The organism is Microcoleus sp. D3_18a_C4, assembly GCF_036702415.1.
Lineage (GTDB): Bacteria > Cyanobacteriota > Cyanobacteriia > Cyanobacteriales > Microcoleaceae > Microcoleus.
Genome location: NZ_JAUBTI010000068.1, coordinates 6,537 through 28,348, shown reverse-complemented (window position 1 = coordinate 28,348; position 21,812 = coordinate 6,537). Strand labels below are relative to the sequence as shown.

The 21,812-nt window shown below is 43.0% G+C and carries 11 protein-coding genes; 8 read left to right on the top strand and 3 right to left on the bottom strand.

Annotated elements, in window-relative coordinates; translation table 11 throughout:
* Positions 1-255: 255 nt before the first annotated feature.
* Positions 256-1,578, bottom strand: a complete 1,323-nt coding sequence (locus tag QUB16_RS23530; protein WP_333319877.1) for an AAA-like domain-containing protein — start codon at positions 1,576-1,578, stop codon at positions 256-258.
* Positions 1,579-2,227: 649 nt separating this feature from the next.
* Here QUB16_RS23530 and QUB16_RS23525 point away from each other — a divergent pair.
* From QUB16_RS23525 to QUB16_RS23515, 3 genes are all read left to right on the top strand, one after another.
* Positions 2,228-3,796 carry an ATP-binding protein gene (locus tag QUB16_RS23525; RefSeq protein WP_333319875.1) on the top strand — a complete coding sequence of 523 codons (1,569 nt, stop codon included), beginning with the start codon at positions 2,228-2,230 and terminating at the stop codon, positions 3,794-3,796.
* A gap of 90 nt (positions 3,797-3,886) precedes the next feature.
* A complete protein-coding gene (locus QUB16_RS23520) occupies positions 3,887-7,591 on the top strand; it encodes a GAF domain-containing protein (protein WP_333319873.1) in 3,705 nt (1,234 codons plus the stop codon).
* Between the two features lie 170 nt (positions 7,592-7,761).
* Positions 7,762-8,901: an adenylate/guanylate cyclase domain-containing protein gene (locus QUB16_RS23515; RefSeq protein WP_333319885.1), complete on the top strand. Its 1,140-nt coding sequence runs from the start codon at positions 7,762-7,764 to the stop codon at positions 8,899-8,901.
* 160 nt (positions 8,902-9,061) lie between these two features.
* Here QUB16_RS23515 and QUB16_RS23510 read toward each other — a convergent pair whose 3' ends face one another.
* Both QUB16_RS23510 and QUB16_RS23505 read right to left on the bottom strand, forming a co-directional pair.
* Complete coding sequence (locus QUB16_RS23510) at positions 9,062-10,342, bottom strand: recombinase family protein (RefSeq protein ID WP_333319871.1); 1,281 nt, start codon at positions 10,340-10,342, stop codon at positions 9,062-9,064.
* A gap of 3 nt (positions 10,343-10,345) precedes the next feature.
* Positions 10,346-10,705, bottom strand: coding sequence for a VOC family protein (locus tag QUB16_RS23505; protein WP_333319869.1), 360 nt, complete (start codon positions 10,703-10,705; stop codon positions 10,346-10,348).
* Positions 10,706-10,881: 176 nt separating this feature from the next.
* Between QUB16_RS23505 and QUB16_RS23500 the strand changes: the two genes are divergently transcribed.
* From QUB16_RS23500 to QUB16_RS23480, 5 genes are all read left to right on the top strand, one after another.
* Positions 10,882-13,008: a SpoIIE family protein phosphatase gene (locus QUB16_RS23500; RefSeq protein WP_333319866.1), complete on the top strand. Its 2,127-nt coding sequence runs from the start codon at positions 10,882-10,884 to the stop codon at positions 13,006-13,008.
* A 679-nt stretch (positions 13,009-13,687) separates the two neighbouring features.
* On the top strand, positions 13,688-19,138 hold the full coding sequence (locus QUB16_RS23495) for an AAA family ATPase (protein WP_333319864.1): 5,451 nt from the start codon (positions 13,688-13,690) through the stop codon (positions 19,136-19,138).
* Positions 19,139-19,446: 308 nt separating this feature from the next.
* A complete protein-coding gene (locus QUB16_RS23490; protein ID WP_333319862.1) occupies positions 19,447-20,682 on the top strand; it encodes an adenylate/guanylate cyclase domain-containing protein in 1,236 nt (411 codons plus the stop codon).
* A 31-nt stretch (positions 20,683-20,713) separates the two neighbouring features.
* Complete coding sequence (locus QUB16_RS23485) at positions 20,714-21,322, top strand: DUF6272 family protein (RefSeq protein WP_333319860.1); 609 nt, start codon at positions 20,714-20,716, stop codon at positions 21,320-21,322.
* Between the two features lie 66 nt (positions 21,323-21,388).
* Positions 21,389-21,742 carry a slr1659 superfamily regulator gene (locus QUB16_RS23480; RefSeq protein WP_333319858.1) on the top strand — a complete coding sequence of 118 codons (354 nt, stop codon included), beginning with the start codon at positions 21,389-21,391 and terminating at the stop codon, positions 21,740-21,742.
* The last annotated feature ends 70 nt before the right edge of the window (positions 21,743-21,812 follow it).

Below are 21,812 nucleotides of genomic sequence, written 5' to 3'. Positions count from 1 at the left end.
GCCATCCTAAATCATTTGTAAATTTCTTACTCCCTCCCCTTGATAAGGGGAGGGTTGGGGTGGTGTCAAAAATTTACGACTCCTGCAAGGATTGCTAAAGTTATGATAAATTAGGCTAAATTCGGGTTAATTACTCCCTTGTTTTTTAGTGCGCGCAAGCGGACTTTGTTTGTATAGTAGCGATTTCTAAGCGCCAGGAAAAGTCGAGTTTTCCTGGCGGATATTGGATTATGCAAAGAAACTGTAAAGCCGGCTCTAAATAAAGTTGTGCGAACCAAAATAGAGGCGGTACAACTCGCAGCTTAGGGTACAGCGGTTGTTATCGATATGAATCAGCCCCATACTAAATAATTTAGAAGCCACTATCGGCTCTAATTCCACTCCGTGTTCCGATTTTACCACTTGTTTAAGTGCAACCGCCAGTTCGGGATACTCTTGCAATGTTGCCCAAAAACTCCGCAAGTAATCTTTATAAATTCCCGCTATTGTCGGAGCTTCTTGTAGTAGCCGATCTAGCGTTACACTGTTTTGACAGAGGTGGTAAAGAGCTAGCCGCACCAGATAAGGATGTCCCCCCACCATTGCCATCAGTCGATCGGCATTGGGGCCATCTGTCCAATCCCGTCCGTGACGCTGGGCTAAAGCAAGTATCTGCTCTTCTGTAAAATAGGGCAATTGCAGCGGTAAACCGACATTAAAAGGCGATTCAGTGAGCTTTAAAGGAATATAAATTTCTGTGGAGTGAAGAACGATTAACCGCAGTTTTCCCAAAGTTTCAATCCGCTTTGCTTCTTCATGCCAGCTTCGCAGCAGAGGCAAAAATTCTCTGGCAATTTTGGGATATTCAAAAATTATATTTACTTCATTTAAAGCTAACACAATAGGGGTACTTATTTCGGCTAATACATATTGTTGCAAATAGATGGTGCAGCTTACTTTGCTACCCATGTCTTCATCCCAATAATCATCTAATAGAGGTGGTAATTCTAGGTGACGGCTGATGTTGGCACAAAACCAGCGTAAAAATTTATCGATATTGGCTAAGACAGCTTCCTCGGCTTGCTGAAAATCTAAACTTACAGTTCGATAGTCAAGAGAATTCGCGCGCTCTAAAATCCTTAGCAGAAGGGAACTTTTTCCCATCTTCCTGGGAGCTTTAATCCGCAGCACACTTCCTGGTTTGGCAATCTCTCGATAGGCGAGTTCTTCAATTAGCGGGTGATGGATATAAAATGGCGAACCGAGGGGCACGGGAGATCCGGGAAATTCTAAAGGTGTTGCTAGGCATTGGCTGCGGGTGAATGCTTCAATTAATTCTCGTTCCTCTGCGGTGAGGGAACGTGATTCTACACAAGAGCGAAAATTTGATTTACTAATAGATGTCTGCAAGATTTGAGAGAGAGATTGCCACAAGGATGAGGCGATGTTTCTCAGGTAATGCTCTCCGTAATGAGAGGCAGATGCGATACTTGTATAAGTCTTTCCTTCCCAAACTTGGCGGAGTATGATTTCTTGTACTGGATATAAATCTTTTTGTAATCGGACACGAGTTAGCTGTAGTACCTCATCTATCGTCATAATTTGCAATTATCCCCTGAGTGTATCGTTGATATTATCACTTATAATTGACTGTAAAGCTGAGAGCGATCGCCTATTGGATTGCGACACGATACTGTCGCGACATTTCTCAGGGGGTAATTGGTCAAATCGGTTAAATCTCCCCGAAGAGTATCACTATCAATAAAGAATTCCCTCGCGGGGTGGGGGCGGGTGTATTTAACCTGTCTGCACTCTTCAAGGGTACAAGAGTGAACCCACCTCTACAGGTTTTTGAGAAGGGTTCTCTTCGTTAAGTTAAATCCGTGACATCGGTTAAATCTGGTGATTGCCCCGTTGCCTGACTGGTAACTGAGTGCTATAACCCACTTTCAATGGGCGCTGGCGCTGCTACTGGAAAGGAATCGGCGCTCAGTTTTTCTCGATCGTTGGCCAAAATGTCATGCCGGTGTCACAGTTGATAGTGAAGGCAGAATTAAAAATGTGACAGTTGACTTTGCTAAAGCTGAGTCGATTGATGTTAACTTAATTAACAATAGTTTCCGATCGCTGCATTTACTCATCACAAGTGTTAAGTCCCAAAGTCTAATTCTTATTTGGGGGCCAGCAATTTTTAAAATACTCCTGTAACCCCCTCTAAAAAATATTACCAAATAACCGAGTTAATGTGATGCAAATGGTTCATGAAATGTTTTCAAATTATTTTATTCCTCACGGCCATTGCTACTTGTGGAAGCCTGGATTAGTGGGGCTACACGTTTTGTCCGATGGTTTGATAGCAGTCGCTTATTTTTTGATACCGATCGCGCTGATTTATATTCTCCAAAAGCGGCAAGACGTGCCTTTTGACTGGGTTTTCATGCTGTTTGGCTCTTTTATTATCTGCTGCGGGATTACCCATATTATGGAAATATGGACGCTGTGGCATCCTAATTATTGGTTCTCTGGTTTTCTTAAAGGGATTACCGCGCTGATTTCGCTATGTACAGCAGCAGTGCTGGTAGAACTAATCCCAAAAATCTTGGCTATTCCCAGTCCCGCTCAATTGGCGGCGGCAAATAGGGCTTTACAAAATGAGATTGGCGATCGCAAACAAGCTCAAGAAGCACTCTCGGAATTAATGCTAGAATTGGAAAAACGGGTTATTGAGAGGACGATCGCTTTAGAAGTGGCTAATGAACGTTTGCAACAGGAAAATCGCGATCGCTCTTTGGCGGAAAATTCCTTGCGGCACTCGGAAGCTAAACTGCGAGAGCAAACTCAGCATTTAGAGAACGCTCTGCAACAACTTAAAGGCGCTCAAGCTCAACTCGTGCAAACTGAAAAAATGTCGTCTTTGGGGCAAATGGTAGCTGGGGTTGCTCACGAAATAAATAACCCTGTCAACTTCATTTATGGCAATCTGATTCCGGCCCAGGAATACATTAAAGATATTTTGGAATTGATTAAGGCTTATCAAGTTTATTACCCCACTCCTGCGCCGGAAATTGCAGACAAGATTCACAGTATCGAACTCGATTTTATTTTAAAAGACTTGCAAAAACTTTTTGGTTCGATCAAAATTGGAGCAGAGCGAATTAGGGAGATTGTTAAGTCTTTACGAACTTTCTCTCGGTTAGACGAAGCCGACATGAAAAAAGTAAATATCCATGAAGGGCTCGATAGCACTTTAATGATTTTGCAGCACCGCTTGAAAGAACAACCCAACCGTCCACCTATCCAAGTGATTAAAGAGTATGGAGATGTGCCAGAATTGCCATGCTACGCTGGGCAGCTTAACCAAGTATTTATGAATATTTGTTCTAATGCAATTGATGCTTTAGAACAGATTGTAGAGCAGGGATATTCGACCAACGGCTATTGGGAAAATAATTTATCTGACAACTTACAACACACCTATTGCCCACTGCTAAAAATTCGCCTCCGCACCCTTTTAGTTGATGGCAAGTGGGTGCAGATTCACATTGCTGATAATGGCACTGGCATAGATTATGATGCGATCGCTAAAATTTACGATCCATTTTATACAACGAAACCTATCGGTGCTGGTACCGGGCTGGGTTTGGCGATTTCTTATCAGATTATTCAAGCCCATGAAGGTTATTTGCGCTGCACTTCCGAGGTTGGGAGAGGTACGGAGTTTATTATTGAAATTCCTTTGCGATCGCAATTTGGCGAGCGCCACCTACTGCACAAGCAAGCTGTTATGAACAAGCGGGGTTTAGGCGTTAATAAATAACTCTGAATCCAGCTACAATTTTCGGTTGATTTTATTTTTTGCCTAACTTAGGCATCATCAAATCCATCTTATCTGCCAATAACAACTATTATGTGGGAAGCACTCAAAACTATCTTTTCCCCAACTCAGTATATGCCTCACGGTCATTGCTATCTTTGGCAAACGCCTTTAGTGTGGCTGCACGTAACTGGGGACTTGTTAATCGCGATCGCCTACTATTCAATTCCGGCGATGCTAATTTATTTTATCCTCAAGCGGCGCGATGTTCCTTTTTTAGGAATATTTGGTTTATTTGGTGCATTTATTATTCTGTGCGGCACGGGTCATTTGCTAGACATTTGGACGTTGTGGCATTCCGCTTATTGGCTGTCGGGGATTGAAAAAGGAATTACTGCACTGGTTTCCTGCTACACCGCCGCCTCGATGGTAACACTATTGCCCCAGTTTTTGTCTTTAAAAACCCCCCAAGAATTAGAGGCGATAAATTGCAAGTTGCAGAGTGAGATCGCTGTGCGTGAAGAGGCAGAATTAGCGTTGCGCCACGCTTATGATGACTTAGAAATTAAAGTTCAAGAACGCACCGGACAGTTGAGAAAAATCAACGGTTATTTAGAAGCAGAAATTAAAGAAAAAATAGCCGCTGAATCCGCTTTGCGCGAACGAGAAATTAGGTTAACAGAACAACAAAATGGTTTGCTAGAATTAGCTAAAAATTCTAGTATCTACGAGGGAAATATCAGCGAGGCGTTGAGAGAGATTACGCAAATGGCAACTCTTACCCTGAATGTCGATAGGGCAAGTATTTGGTTTTATCAGGAAGATAAATCCGCAATGTGCTGTGCGGATCTTTACGAACTGACGCCCAATCAACACAGCGCGGGTGCAGAACTGAAAGTTGCTGACTATCCTAGCTATTTCCAAGCTTTGAATACAGAACAGGTACTCGCAGCAGTTGATGCCAAAACCGATCCGCGCACCCTAGAATTTAGCGAATCTTATTTGATGCCTTTAAACATCTCGTCGATGCTAGATGTTCCTATTACCCATAAAGGGCAAATTGCGGGTGTAATTTGTTTAGAACATCAGGGAACGACCAGGAATTGGACGCTCGACGAACAAAGCTTCGCTAGCTATGTGGCGCAGATTGCAGCTTTAGCAATGGAAGCTCGCGATCGCAAGCAAGCCGAGTTAAAATTGCGCTCTGTCACCGAACGCTTGCAATATTTACTGGCGACTACTCCGGCGGTGATTTTTAGCTGCAAATTAGGGGAAAATTTTGATGTAACATTTGTCAGCGATAATATTGTTTCAATGATTGGTTACGAAGCCAGAGAATTTCTTGAGGGTTCCCTTGATTGGCATAGCCTCATTCACCCAGACGATCGAGAGATTGTGGCTACTTCATACGCTCAGATATTGGAAAAAGAATCGATTTCCTACGAATACCGCGAACGGCACAAAGACGGTAGTTATCGCTGGATATACGATGAGGTTAAGTTAGTCAAAGATGCTGCGGGCCTACCTGTGGAGTGCGTTGGTTATGGAGTAGATATTACTCCTCGCAAACGGGCGGAAAGAGCCTTGCAGCAACAAGTAAAAAGGGAGCGGCTCGTGAATGCTATTCAAGAGCGAATTCGTTCCTCTCTTAACCTCGAAGAAGTGCTGACAATGGCTGTGGAAGAAGTCCGCCAGTTTTTGTCAACAGACAGGACTATTATTTACCGCTTTAACCCTGATTGGAGTGGATTGGTAGCCGTCGAGTCGGTAGCAGCCGATACAATGCCGATTTTGGGAATTGACATTAATGACCCTTGTTTTCGAGAAGGCTACATTTCTGCTTACGCGCAGGGACACATTCGCGCGATCGACAATATTTATACGGCAGGTATTTCAGAGTGCCATATTAATTTACTGAGCGAGTTGGAAGTTAAAGCTAACCTCGTGGTTCCCCTTTTGCAAGGTGAAAAACTATGGGGGCTACTCATTGCTCATCACTGCCGCAGTCACAGGCATTGGAACTCTTCTGAGATAGAATCTCTCAAGCAAATTTCCGTGCAGCTAGCAATTGCCATTCAGCAATGCACCCTTTTTGAACAAGCCAAAACAGAAATTGCCGAACGTAAATTAGCAGAAACAGCATTACAAAAAGCTGTCGTAGCTGCTGATACAGCTAACCGCGCCAAGAGCGAATTCCTTTCTTCTATGAGCCACGAATTGCGGACTCCCCTAAATGCCATTCTCGGATTTAGTCAGGTGATGGTGCGCGATTCATCTCTCAACAATCAACACCAGCAGCACCTAGAAATTATTAATCGCGCCGGCGAACACTTGCTTGCGCTAATTAATGACATTTTGGAAATGTCCAAAATTGAAGCGGGCCGAAGTCAGCTTAATGAAAGCAGTTTTAATTTAATGCGCTTGCTAAAAACCTTAGAAGAAATGTTTCGATTAAAAGCTAAATCTAAAAAATTGCAGCTAAATTTGGAAGTGGGTGACGGCATACCACACTTTGTTACTGGAGACGAAGGTAAATTGCGGCAAATTTTGATTAACCTTGTAGGAAATGCGATCAAGTTTACAGAGAGGGGTAGCGTTACTTTGCGAGTGAAAAAGAAGGTAGAAGAAAGTTTGGGGGCTGAAACTGCAGAGTTGTCCGACACACAAACAAAACTTGCCGGCGCGGGTTCTGAACATTCCGAAAGCTTAGCGGTTGAAACCGCAGCTATACAAAAAAAACCCGGATGGTGCACTGGTTTTAATCAGTCCGAAAGGTTGGGGGACTTTGATTCTGTAGACGCGAATGACCTTCGCCCGGAATTGTTACGCCTTCAGTTTGAAATTGAAGATACTGGCCTTGGCATTGCCCCTGAAGAGATGAACAAGTTATTTGAACCCTTTGAGCAAACAAAAACAGGTCAAAAGTCTCAACAGGGGACTGGATTAGGTTTACCAATTAGCCGCAAATTTGTACAAATGATGGGAGGAGATATTACTGTCAGCAGTACACCTGAGTTGGGAAGTAAGTTTGTATTTGATATTCAAATCACCCTTGCCACTCCCAGCGAGATTAAAATCCTTAAACCGCAGAAAAAAGTCATTAGTTTAGCACCGAATCAACCAGAATACCGGATTTTGGTTGTGGACGATCGCGCCGATAACTGCCTAGTCATAGAGAGATTATTGTCACCACTAGGCATCCTCGTGCGAGAAGCTAGAGATGGTGAAGAAGCTATTGCTGTATGGGAGGATTGGCAACCGCACCTGATCTGGATGGATATGCAGATGCCTGTCATGGATGGCTATGAAGCCACCAGAAAAATTAAAGCTCATCCTCTCGGAAAACAAACTGTAATAGTTGCTCTTACTGCTAGCGCTTTTGAAGAGGAACGACAAACTATTTTAGGAGCAGGCTGCGATGATTTCATTCGTAAACCCTTCGAGGCAAAGATATTATTTGCGAAAATGGAAGACCTTTTAGGAGTGCGTTACATTTACGAGGAATCTGTTGATACACCACTAGAAAATGAAAGCGAAATTAGCGGAGTGACTAGCAATCAATCTGTCGAGTCACAACTCGCTCAAATGCCTGTTGAGTGGGTAGAAAAGATATCTCATGCTGCTCATGAATGTTGCGACGATAAAATTGTCAAGTTGATTGAGGAAATGCCGAGTGAGTTTGCTTTCGCCGCCGAATATTTAACTACTTTAGTGGAGGATTTCCTCTTTGACGATATTATAGATATAACGCAGTCAGCAGTTCAACGCTGTGAAGATACCAATTTTCAACTAATCTAAACTTAGGAGGCTATTCTATTTAAAAAAGACCTAACATTCCGCCCCAATAGCGTCTCCTTGCCATCAGTTTTTAGGAGAGCTAATTGGAATTTCTACTGTTTCGTTTTTTTTGAGGTAAAATTCTTAAGTGTTAATATCTTTTCTCTTAACAAACTACCGTGAGCGATCGCATGGACAGCCATCAATCTCCTACAATTCAAGCAAACATTTTAGTAGTTGATGATAAGCCAGATAACGTGCGGCTTTTATCTACAATTTTGACGACACAAGGGTATCAGGTTCGTAAAGCGCTGAACGGGCAAAGGGCGATCGCTACAGTGCAAGAGTTTCCGCCGACTCTAATTTTGCTGGACGTGATGATGCCAGAGATGAATGGATATGAGGTATGTGCACAGTTGAAAGCTTCACCAAAAACCAGTTCGATTCCCGTGATTTTCTTAAGCGCCTTAGATGACGTTTTAGATAAGGTGAAAGCTTTTGAGGTGGGAGCAGTTGACTATATTACTAAACCTTTTCAAGGTAAAGAAGTATTGGCACGAGTGGCAAATCAGTTAACAATTCAAAGTCAACAACAGTTACTTCAAGAGCAAACGAAGCAATACCAAGAACTTGTCGAACGTTTGCAAAACGAAATTAAAGAGCGGCAGGGAGTGGAGGTAGCTTTACGGCTTGCTCAAACAAAGTCGGATCATTTATTGCTGAATATTTTACCAGCAGCGATTGTTGAAAATTTGAAAAAGGGCGAGGGTTCTCCTGCCCAGAGGTTTGATTCAGCAACAGTTCTTTTTGCCGATATTGTCGATTTTACGTCTATTGCTGCTAGAATGTTACCCCTAGAATTGGTAAATTTACTGAACCAGATTTTTTCAAGGTTTGACCAACTAACTGAAAAACACGGTTTGGAAAAAATTAAAACAATTGGAGATGCTTATATGGTAGCGGGGGGGTTGCCTGTGCCGAGGGCAGATCATGTAGAAGCGATCGCGAATATGGCTTTGGATATGCAGGAAGCGATCGCTGATTTTCAAACTGACAGAGGCGAACCATTTCACATTCGGATTGGCATTCATACAGGGCCCGTAGTTGCTGGCGTAATTGGCACTAAAAAATTTATCTATGACTTGTGGGGAGATACTGTTAATGTTGCTTCTCGGATGGAATGTCACGGATTACCGGGATATATTCAAGTTACTACTGCTATTTACGAACTGTTAAAAGATCGGTATTTATTTGAGGAAAGAGGTGCGATCGAGGTTAAAGGAAAAGGAGAGATGATCGCCTATTGGCTAAAAGCTAAAAAAGTTAGTTAAACTCACATCTTGCACCATTCTTAATTAGCCTTTTAGGAACAGGCTTTTCGGCCTGTTCCACAAGAAAATCTACTCTTTGTGGAACGGGCCGGAGAGCCCGTTCTTGAGAAGGGTGCAACATCTCAGGTTAAAGCTAATTGCTAATTTATAGCCGAACTCATCAAAAGATGAAAATAATTTGCAGTTTCCAATTTGTATTTTCCCGGACGATTTCAATGCGATCGATAAATTCTCGAAAGTAAAACCTGCGTTCTGATTCTGATAAATCGAGCCAAAATTGCGGCAGGGAAACTGTTTGGGCAATTTCTCGCAAATTTACTGGGGGTAGTTGCGCTAATTTGCTTTGCAGTTCGGCAATTTCGGTGCGGATTTTGTAGGCTCTAAACTCTGCCGTTTCGGTGTCTAAAATGCCGCTTTCAATCAGGCCAGAAAGTTGCTCTATGATTTCTTGTTTCGATGCGATCGCCCTGACAATTCCTGCTTTCATTCCATTCATATTCGGCATTTGCAACCCAGCAACAGCATCGGGTAAATCCCGACAAATACCGGCGATGGTTAATTGCAATACTTCATCGTAGGAAATACCGCTACATTTAGGCTGTTTTGGACAGTTAATCGGTCGCAAATAAAGGTATTCTTTTTCTTTGCGGTAGGAGGTGACTTTGGCAACTGTCATGGGCGATTTGCATTCGGCACAAATTGCTAAACCTGCGAGGGAACGTGGGGCGCTAGCGCTGCGAGGAGAAAGGCAGCGGTTGCGGCGCAGCAACCTGTCTATTTGGGCGGCTTCTTCTCTGGAAATAATCGGGACGTGGGTGTTAGAAATTACTTGGCTGTTTTGATATTCCAAATCACCTCGGTAGGCGGGATTTGTCAGCCAGCGGCGGCCGGTACTTACAGAGATTTTCTTGTTATATTTCTTGGCTAAATACCGCACGGAACCTCGCAAGGAACCGTAAATTAAAAAGTGTTCAAAAAAATCTTTGACGGTGGGGGCGGTGGTTTTATCGATCGTATAACAATCTTTGCCGCGCCGGTAGCCGTAAGGAGCCTTACCCGGTGGAATCCGCGATTTGATGCGGTTGCGCGCGTGTCCTTTGCGAATACTCCGGCTGTGTTGGCTGCGCTGGATTTCTGCGAGGATGTGCAGCAAGTTTTGGCGGTTTCGCGGTTCTGTTTCTGCTTGTACGATGATTTCGACGCCGAGGTTTTCGAGTTGGGCGAGGTGCGAACACACTTGCTGCAATGTGTCGCCTAGTTCTTCAAACCGCTGAATTAATAAGTATTTGACTGGTTCTGTTTGGCAGTCTTTGAGGAGTTGCTGAAGTTGCTGCCGCCCTCCTAAGTCTTGATAGGTGCGATCGACTTCTTGACCCCAAATTTCCGGTGCGGGTGCTGCTTCGAGTAGCGGTTCGGTGTAAGAATAAGCGATGATTTTCATTACTTACTCGCTGAGTTCGATGATGTTGCCGTCGGGATCTTGGGTAAATAATGCCGATCGACCTGACGCGCTCATTTGAAACGGGCAATTGTGAGCGATTAACTGCTGTTTGGCTGCTTCTAAGTTAGCAACAGAAAATGCTAGATGTCGGTTGCGTCCCCATTTAGCCTTGTCTACGGCATCTGGGATAATTGTTTCACCTAAAATTAGGTGGAGCTGGAAGTCGCCGATTTGATACCAGATTCCGGGAAATTTTAAGTCTCGATCGATTTTTTGCATTTTTAGTACGGTGCTGTAAAAGTGTTGGGATTGTTCCAGGTTGGAGATGAGGATGGCGCTGTGGAGGGATTGAGTAATTTGCATTTTTGTTGGGATTTATTGTTTTATTTTAACCGCTGATGCAGGCTGATGAGCGCTGATGAACGCAGAATTTTTTGATGTTGGTTGAGTTTTTGATATGATAACATTGTCTGTCGCTATTAATATATCCATTATCAAGTCTTGTAACAAAAAACTGCCCGCTGGGAGTGTTTTTAACAATGGTTTCTCAAAAAAGTGCGATCGTCCCCAGAGCGGGCAAAATCCGTCTCCGCAATGTCTTGGTAGTTCCCTTTGTTCTCCAAATTTTGGCGGCTGTTGGCTGCGTTGGCTATCTCTCTTACAGAAACGGAGAGCAGATAGTCAACGATATTGTTAGTCAGTTGCGCCACGAAGTGAGTGCGAGAGTTTACGAACGTGTTCAAACCTATCTGGAAGCTCCGCCACTGGTGAATCAGATCAATCAGGATGTTTTACCTTTGGGGGTGTTGAACTTTGACGATTTGGAGCAAGCTAGACCATATTTTTGGAAACAAGTTCTGCAATTTAAGTCGATCGGTCACGCGGGAATTGCCAACGAAAAAGGTCAGTACCTGCGTGTGGGTTGGGTAAATCGGCTGGTTGGACTTGAACAACCTCAGCTTGCCCAGCAACTGATTCCGGGGGGTGGCGACTTGATATATTACAACCTTGACGATAATGGAAACCCGACAACAATCGAAAAAAACACCCCCAATTATGACGTTCGCACGCGCCCTTTTTACAGAGTAGCTGTTGAGAAGAAACAGGCAGCTTGGAGTGAAGTTTATATTAATTTTGGCTACGGTACACTGCAAATTAATGCGAGTCTACCCTATTATGATGCCGAAGGGAAACTAATTGGCGTGCTGACTTGCCAGATGGGACTAGATCAAATTCGCCACTTCCTGCAAACCTTAAGGGTCGGTAATTCCGGTCAAGTATTTATCATTGAAGCCCAGGGTGAGTTAATAGCCAGTTCGGTTAAAGAACAGCCTCTTTCGGTGGGAACAGGCAAAGATACAAAGCGGCTCAAAGCACAGGAAAGCAGCAACCCGCTGATGCGTCAAAGTGTGGTTTATCTGCTCGATCGCTTCAAGCGTTTGGAAGACATCCATCAAACTGTTCAACTTGACTTTAAGTTTAAGGGTGAGCGGCAATTTATCCAAGTTTCTCCGCTAACTGACAAGTACGGCCTCAATTGGCTGAGTGTAGTAGTAGTTCCTGAAGCGGACTTTATGCCGCAAATTTATGCTCACACTCGGCAGACTATTTTGCTGTGTATTGTGGCTCTCATTGTCTCTGTTGGAGTGGGTATTTTCACCGCTAGCTGGATTACTCGCCCCCTGAACCAAATTGCTCAAGCTTCAGAATATCTAGCAGGTGGTGCTCTTAACCAGAACGTTGCTTCCAGTCGGATTTTGGAAATTGAAACCTTAAGAAATTCCTTTAACAGCATGGCGAGACAACTGCAAGAATCCTTTGAAACTCTAGAAGATAAAGTCAAAGAACGTACCTCTGAACTCGCCAAAGCCACTAAACAAATTGCCACTCTCAACCAGCGCCTGAAAGCGGAAAACCTCCGCATGAGCTCCGAACTCGATCTGCTCAAACAAATGCAGCAGTTGATTCTGCCCAAACCTGCTGAACTTGCAGCCATTGAAGATTTAGATATTGCCGGATTTATGGAGCCAGCCTCGGAAGTAGGGGGTGATTACTACGACGTACTTTGTACTAACGGGGTTGTCACGATTTGCATTGGTGATGTCACCGGACACGGATTGGAAAGCGGCATTTTGATGGTGATGACTCAAGCTGCTGTCCGCACTCTTCAGGAAATGCAAGAATCCAACCCGGTGCGTTTTTTAGATACCCTCAACCGCACTATTTATAAAAATGTCCAGCGCATGAACTCCGACAAAAATATGACACTAGCTTTGCTCAACTATGCGGATAGCACACTTAGTATCAGCGGTCAACATGAGGAAACTCTTGTGGTCAGGAAAGGTGGGCAAATCCAGCGGATAGACACCATGAATTTAGGATTTCCGCTCGGCTTAGATGAGGATATTTCCGATTGGATTAGCCATGTTTTAGTTCACTTAGAGCCGGGGGACGGGGTAGTGCTTTATACTGACGGCATCCCGGAAGCTAGAAATATGCACAAAAAATTCTACGGTATGGAAAGACTCTGTGAAGTGCTTTCTCAAAACTGGCATTTGAGCGCCGAACAAATCAAGGAAGCCACCATCGCTGATTTGCGAGACTTTATTGGAGAACAAATGGTAGTTGATGACATTACCTTGCTTGTTATCAAGAAAAAGGATTAAGTCCGAGCTGTTTTCCTTCTTGCTTTATTCACCCATCGCTGCTCTTGTAAAAAACGATATTTAGTATCATCGGCTGTGTTTTATATAAAGATTTCTACATAAAAATATAAAACGCTGGCTCTACCCCATTAGTGATTAAATATCTATTCGGGTATCTAAATAAATGAGAAACAGCATCTTTCAACTACACCAGCCATCAAAGCTTTCTACGACCAGCCGCGAGTCGAGCAAGACGAACTATATCCGCAATTCGCACCAGTAGTCAAGAACCAAAACGCAAATTTTTATAACTCTATTTCCGACAATAAAAAAATAGCGATGTACCAAGAAATTTGTACGGAATTCAACCAACAGGAACCTGAATATCCCAAATGTGACTTTACCAGGCGATCGCTCCTACGAAGCAAGCGCTTCAAAGGTTTTTAACAAAATTGATGTGATTGGCGATCGGTTAGCGATCGATCATTGTTTTTTGGTCAACTCTTCCCTAAACCTTGCAGGCTGTAGTAAACTAATCACTAATGACCCCCAACTTTTTTATATTGCTTGGACTAAAAGCTGACTAGGATTTAGCAACCTGAGCGTTGGTATGTACGTTCTGAATTGCTGAAACCATTGCCCCCAATTGCATCGCTCCATCGATTTGTGCCCTCTTCCTTCAACATCTAGTATAGCAACTATGACCCCGATCTCAATTCCCGGCTACCGGGCGATCGAACACCTCTACTCAGGCGCCAGAACCTTCGTTTACCGAGGTTTTTCTGAACCCGACAATCAACCAGTCGTCATCAAACTGCTCAAATCTGAGTATCCCACTTTCAGCGAACTGGTGCAGTTTCGCAATCAATACACCATTGCCAAAAATATTGAAAATTCCGGTACAGTCAAACACTTGAGTCTGGAAGTATACCGTAACGGTTTTGCCTTAGTGATGGAGGATTTTGGCGGAATTTCTCTAGCAGAATACATCACCACTGATGCTTGGGATCTCAAGGATAAAATTACCAATAGCCTAGAAAAGTTTTTACAAATTGCCATTAAAATTTGCTTTTGTTTAGAAGCAATATATAACAGCCAAGTTATTCACAAAGATATCAAGCCACAGAACATTATAATTAACCCTAAAACTCAAGAAGTTAAAATAATAGACTTTAGTATTTCCTCGCTTTTGCCTCGCGAAAATCCAGAAATTAAAACTCCCAATATCTTAGAAGGGACATTAGCTTATATGTCTCCCGAACAAACTGGAAGAATGAATCGTGGGATTGACTACCGCACCGATTTTTACTCGCTTGGAGTAACTTTTTACGAAATGTTGACAGGACAATTGCCATTCCAATCTACCGAGCCGATGGAATTGGTTCACTCTCACATTGCTCGCCAGCCAATTCACCCGATCGCCCTCAATCCTGCCATCCCCCAAGTATTGAATGACATAGTGCTCAAACTGATGGCGAAAACAGCGGAAGCACGCTATCAAACAGTTGGTGGCATCAAACACGATTTAGAAAAATGCTTAAACGACTACTCAGAACATGGCACTATTCAACTGTTTGAATTAGGCAGCAGAGACATTTCCGAACGCTTTGTCATTCCCGAAAAACTTTACGGCAGAGAAACCGAAGTTTTGGCTTTATTAGCAGCCTTCCACCGCGTCGCCTGTCCCCAGGAAAATTCCGCAGCCGCCGATTTGGAGGTTTCCCCTAGTAGCAGCCGAGAGCCTCAGAAACTGCCCCGTACAGCTACTACCGAAATCATGTTGGTAGCAGGCTTTTCCGGGATTGGCAAAACCGCTGTGGTTAACGAAGTTCACAAGCCAATCGTCCAGCAGCGGGGATACTTTATCAAAGGGAAATTCGACCAATTCAGGCGCGATATTCCCTTCTCAGCATGGGTGCAAGCTTTGCAAAGTTTCCTGCAGCAATTACTGACAGAAAGTGTTACTCAAGTTCAGCAGTGGCAAGCCCAAATCTTGTCCGCTTTAGGCGATAATGCTCAGGTAATTATTGATGTTATCCCAGAATTAGAACTGCTAATTGGCAAGCAACCTGCTGTCCAGGAATTAGAACCCAGTCCTGCACAAAATCGTTTCAATCAGTTATTTCAAAAGTTCATTCGTGTCTTTGCTACAAAAAATCACCCCTTAGTAATATTCTTAGATGATTTGCAATGGGCCGATTCAGCATCTCTGAAACTAATGCAATTGTTGCTAGGCGAATCAGAGGGTCAACATTTGCTGCTAATTGGCGCTTATCGAGATAATGAAGTTTCCAGCGTTCATCCATTAATGTTGACTTTATCAGAGATTCGCAATCTACCAAATCGCAGTAGCGATCGACCCGCCCCTATCATTAATAAAATTACTCTCGCGCCACTTTCAAAAATCGACTTAAATCGTCTAGTTGCTGATGCTTTAAGTTGTCCGCCGTATCGATCGATTTCTTTAACCGAATTGATTTTTCAAAAAACTAAAGGCAATCCTTTTTTTAGCAATCAATTCCTCAAAAGGCTGCATGAAGATAAGTTGATCTATTTCGATTTTACCCCGTTAGATGGCGGAGAAAGGGGTGGTTGGCAGTGTGATATTACTAAAATTAGAGAATTGACAGTCAGCGATGATGTCGTCGAATTTATGGCGAATCAATTGCAAAAATTGCCGCTAACTACTCAAAATATTTTAAAACTAGCTGCTTGTATTGGCAGTCAATTTGATTTAGAAACCTTAGCAGTTGTTTGTGAAAAATCTCAAATAGACACTGCGGCTAATTTATGGAAAGCATTGCAAGAAGGTCTAATTTTACCGCAAAGTGAAGTTTACAAATTTTTTGCAGATGATGGGGAGTCTGCACCATTAGCTGTTGCCGATTGTCAATTGCCCAGTTACAAATTTTTGCACGATCGCGTTCAACAAGCTTCTTATTCTTTGATTCCCGATGATGCCAAACAGTCAACTCACCTAAAAATTGGCAGATTGTTGTTGAGTAATACCCCTGAAGATGAAAAAGAATATCGGATATTTGATATTGTCAACCACTTGAATGTTGGAGTGGGATTAATTGGCGATCGCACCGAAAGAAATCAACTAGCTTCCTTGAATTTAATTGCGGGACGTAAAGCTAAAACTTCTACAGCTTATGCTGCTGCCGTGGATTATTTAACTATCGGCAGAAATTTGCTAGCAGAGGATAGCTGGACAAATTTATACGACTTGACGATCGATCTTTATGTAGAAGCGGTTGAAGCCGAATATTTGAATACCAATTTCGATTTGTCGCACCAACTGGCGGAAATAGTTCTATGTCGATCGCACAATCTCCTCGATCAATTCAGAGTTTACGAAGCGCAAATTCAGTCTTATATTGCTCAAAATCAGATGAAATCGGCAGTAGATACTGGATTGCAAGCTTTGGGAATGCTGGGTGTTTCTTTGGAAACAGAACTTCCCGTTACAGTAGAGATATCTGCCTTAGCTAATTTGCCCGAAATCAACGATCCTTATAAAATTGCGGCTTTGAGGATTTTATGCGCGATCGCTTCTGCCGCTTATCTAGCTAGTCCAGAAATTTACCCCGCCGTTGTGTTTACAATGGCACATATTTGTAGCAAATATGGGAACTCTGCACCGGCTAGTTATGCCTATGCTTGTTGCAGTTTAATCTGTGAAGTAATCGGAGAAATTGAATTAGGCTATCAATACGGCCAACTATCTTTGCAGGTATTAGATAAATTCCCATCCCAAGAATTTCACTCGAAAGTTGTGATGGTGTACAATGCTTGCGTGAGACATTGGAAAGAACCCAGTCGATCGAGCATATCGTCTTTGGTATCAGCAGTCCAAAGCGGTTTAGAAACTGGCGATATCGAGTATGCTTGCTATTCGGCTATGTATCTTTGCATCTACAGCTTTTTTAGCGGTGAAGACTTAAGCTCTGTCGCTCAAAAATACGAGCAGTATATCGAGCTAATGCTTAATTCCAAACAAGAATATCAGACTTATTATACTAAAATCTGGCGACAACTTACATTAAACTTACAAGGATTAGCTGAGGACAATTGTCGGTTAGTTGGGGAGAGTTTTAATGAAGATGAAATGTTGCCTGTTTTGCTGGCAGCAAATAATGTCTCTTCCATCTTTGGGGTTTATTTTGCTAAATTGGTGGTGAATTATTTGTTTGGCGATCGCGATCGGGCTGTGGAAAATGCCCAGCTAGCAGAACAATATGTCGCGGGTGTCGGCTCGTTGATGATGGTTCCCCAGTACAATTTTTACCATTCCCTCGCCCTCGTGGCACTGTATCCCCATGCTGATGCGATCGCTCAAGAACAATACTTGAACCAAGTTGCAGCCAATCAGGAAAAAATGCAAACTTGGGCATTCCATGCACCGATGAATTATCACCACAAGTATGACTTAGTAGCCGCAGAAATAGCACGAGTATTGGGACACAGGCTGGAAGCAATGGATTTGTACGATCGCGCCATTGCTACGGCCAAAGAAAACCAATACCTCCAAGAAGAAGCACTAGCAGGGGAATTGGCCGCTAAATTCTACCTTGAATTAGGGAAAGATAAAATTGCCCGCGTCTATCTAACGGACGCTTACTACGCTTATGCTCGCTGGGGAACTCAAGCAAAAATTCATGATTTAGAACAAAAATATCCCCAATTACTCAGCCAGATTCTCGAACAAAAAACAAGTTTGTATGCGGGAGATACAATCGAGGAAACTAGAGTCTGCACCCTCACCTCTACTAGCAATAATATTGGCAATATGCTGGATTTGGCCACAGTTATTAAAGCTTCTCAAGCCCTATCTGGAGTAATAAACGTCGAGGAATTGCTATCAACTTTGATCCGAATTGTGACCCAAAATGCGGGAGCATCAAAAGGCTCTATCATCTTAGAAAGAGCTGGCCAATTATCGATTGTTGCTAAATGCTTAGACGAGCGCTGCTATTTGCCCAATATTCCCCTCTCTCAAAGTCAAAATCTTCCCATCACTGCCATTAACTACGTCTGGCGTACCAGAGAAACCTTGGTAATTAATGATATTGCTACTGAAAATATTTTTGCGCCCGACCCCTACATTATTCAGCACCAACCTAAATCTGTATTGTGTACTCCCATAATTAACCAAGGTAAAACTATCGGCATTTTGTACTTAGAAAATAGTCTCGCCCCAGGTGCATTTACTCCTGACAGATTGGAAGTCTTAAAAATTCTATCTTCCCAAGCAGCTATTTCGCTGGAGAATGCTCTGCTATATCAAACTCTAGAAGATAAAGTTGAAGAACGTACAGCCGAACTAGCCCAAGCGAATCAGGCAATTTCTGCCCTCAACCAACGCCTCAAAACAGAAAATCTGCGGATGAGTGCCGAACTCGATATCCTCAAACAAATGCAGCAGTTAATTCTGCCCAAACCTGCGGAATTAGCAGCAATTGCAGAGTTAGATATCGCTGGCTTTATGGAACCAGCGGATGAAGTTGGTGGCGATTACTACGACGTACTTTGTACTGAGGGGGTGGTGACGCTCTGCATTGGTGATGTCACCGGGCACGGACTAGAAAGCGGGATTTTGATGGTAATGACTCAAGCTGCTGTTCGCGCTTTGAAAGAAGTTCAACAAATAGACCCGGTTCGCTTTTTAGATACCCTCAACCGCACTATTTATAAAAATATCCAGCGGATGAACTCGGACAAAAACCTGAGCCTAGCTCTCCTCAATTACGCAGACAGTACAGTTAGTATTAGCGGTCAACACGAGGAAACTCTCGTAGTCAGAAGAGGCGGTAAAATTGAGCGTATTAACATGATGGATTTAGGATTTCCCATCGGCTTAGATGAGGATATTTCCGATTGGATTAGCCATGTTTTAGTAGACTTAGAGCCGGGGGACGGGGTAGTGCTTTATACTGACGGCATCCCGGAAGCTAGAAATATGCACAAAAAATTCTACGGTATGGAAAGACTCTGTGAAGTGCTTTCTCAAAACTGGCATTTGAGCGCCGAACAAATCAAGGAAGCCACCATCGCTGATTTGCGAAAATTTATTGGAAAACAAAAGGTTTTTGATGACATTACTTTGCTAGTATTGAAGCAACAGGGCAATATTGTGCATAATTTATGATTGACCGAAATCATCCAGGATACCCGCCACGTGATTCATTCCGAAAGCAGACTCAGAACCCAGAAATAAAAAACCTGTATCCCATGAAACTTGCCGAACGTATTTATCCGTGGGGTCGCCTCTAAAATCTAAAATCTAAAATCTAAAATCGATTGACGGTCGTCAACCCGGTTTCTACGAGGAATCTTGGATTTAGTGGTCAAGCATCGAAGCAGAAACCGGATTTCGAGTTCCGCGCCTGTAAGTTCTAATATTTTACAGCGAGCGAGTCAAACTATTTTGCGCTTCCCGATTCGGAAGTATAAATTATGAAACCACAAATAAATTTATCACCATCTAAATCTCCCGAAGAACTCCATACCCAGCTACAGGATTTGACCCAAAAACTTGAGGAAGTAGAGGATGAAAAAAATAGCTATGAAACCTTAGTAGAAATTGTCACGCAACACTCCACGGATCTGGAAAACCAGATCCGTCATAAAAACCGAGAGATGCAGACTTACATCGAGCAGGTAAAAAAAGTCATAGATGCAGCTATTGCTGTAAAAAACAATAGCTTTCAACCCCAGATATTGTCAGATGTGGCAGGGCGCAGCGATGCACTGGGAGAACTGGCACAGGTATTTTCCCATATGGTGCAAACGGTGAAAGCGCGGGAACAAGAATTAGAGAAACTTTTGCAGGCTTACGGACGTTTCGTTCCCGATGAATTTCTCCAATTTCTCGGCAAGCAGAGCATGGTTGATTTCCAGCTTGGAGATCACGTGAGCAAAGAGATGGCAATTATGTTTTCCGATATGCGTTCGTTCACCACGATGGCGGAGCAAATGACTCCTCAAGAAAACTTTGACTTCATCAATAATTATTTACAGCAAATTAGTCCCGAAATTCGCAAGCACAACGGTTTTATTGTCAAGTATATTGGAGATGGAGTCATGGCAGTTTTTCCCGATGGCGTGGATGATGCTATTCAGGCAGGAATTGTGAAGTTGGAGCAGTTGCAAAAATACAATCAAAGCCGTAAAATGAATGGGGAGATACCGCTGAAAATTGGCATTGGTATCCATGTGGGCGATACGATGGTTGGGATTATTGGAGATGCGAATCGGATGCAAGCAGATGCGATCTCAGATCATGTCAATCTCACCGCTCGTCTGGAAGGTTTGACTAAGTATTATGGCGTATCTTTATTAATTTCTGGAGATGTGGTACAACGTTTGAGTCAACCCGAAAAGTATCATATCCGTTTTTTGGATCGGGCTATTGTCAAAGGTAGACAAGAAGCCATTACAGTTTGTGAGGTGTTAGATGTTGAAGTAGAACCAGTGCGATCGCTCAAAATTCACACTTTGCCTATATTTGAGGAGGGACTCCAAGAATATGGTCAGGGAAATTTTGCTAAGGCCATAGTTTGTTTTGAACAGATAGTAGCCCTAAATCCAGATGACAAGCCCAGTCAACTTTACCTAAAACGCATCCAATCGCTGTTAGAAAAGAGTATTCCTGCTAACTGGAATGGCGTGTGGAAATTCACCAACAAGTGACCTTAATACATCAATTGGAGCGAGAAAAATTATGACATCTGGAAGGTTAAAAACAATGACACAAATCTTTGGAGAATTCATTGAAGAATTTCCTCCTGAACACGACTCCCTAGAACTTACATTTACTCCCAGTTCTCGCCCGATCAAACAGCGCTGGCGCAACAACCGGCTTTCAGCTCATTTTGTAGCCGATTATTTGTCTAGCTTTCTACCGGTGGATGAGGAGGATGCTAGCAGCGAGAAACGGATAAAAGAAAGCAAGGGAGCTGTGAGCTACGTAGCCAACGAACTGTTAGAAAATGCGATTAAATTTAATAACGATGATACCAATTACAAGGTCAGATTTGGCATACACTTTATTGGTGAAACAGAGGTGACGGCGGTAATTTTTGCCAGTAATAGTGTCACTTCAGAAGGGGCGAATAAGTTGAAGGAGTTTATTGAAGAAATTATGGCTTCCGATCCAAATGAACTTTATTTGCAGCAGCTTGAAAAGAATGCGGAATCGGAAAGTGATACCTCGGGATTGGGATTGCTGACGATGATTAATGACTATTCAGCTAAGATAGGTTGGAAATTCGAGCCCAGGCCAGATAGTGATACCATCATTGTTACGACTGTGGTTCAAATTAGGGTCTAGTTTCTAGCATTTCAATATTTACTCTCTTGTGCGATCGCAATATTTTAGTCAGGAAACCAAATCACAATGGGCATTCAAGAAATTAAAGGTGAAGATTACAGCATTCAATACGATCTAGAATCAGTCACACTCACTTTCCAAGGGGAACTCAGCCTGAGCGGCCCAGCAGAGTATGCACCAATAGCCGAATTGTTAGATGAGGTCGCCAATGAGGAACCGCCTACTATTACCTTGAACCTAAAACAATTGGAATTTGTTAACAGTTCTGGTATCAGTATGCTGTCTAAATTTGTCATTAGCGTCCGAAAAAAGAAAACGATTCAACTTTTGGTATTGGGTTCAAATGATATTCCTTGGCAACAGAAATCTCTCAGAAATTTAGAAAAGCTGTTGCCAACTTTGAAGCTCGAATTAGCGTAGGATAGGTGTAAATTTTAACTACAGTTAACACAGGCGGGACGCCCGTGCCACACACAGTTAATACAGGCGG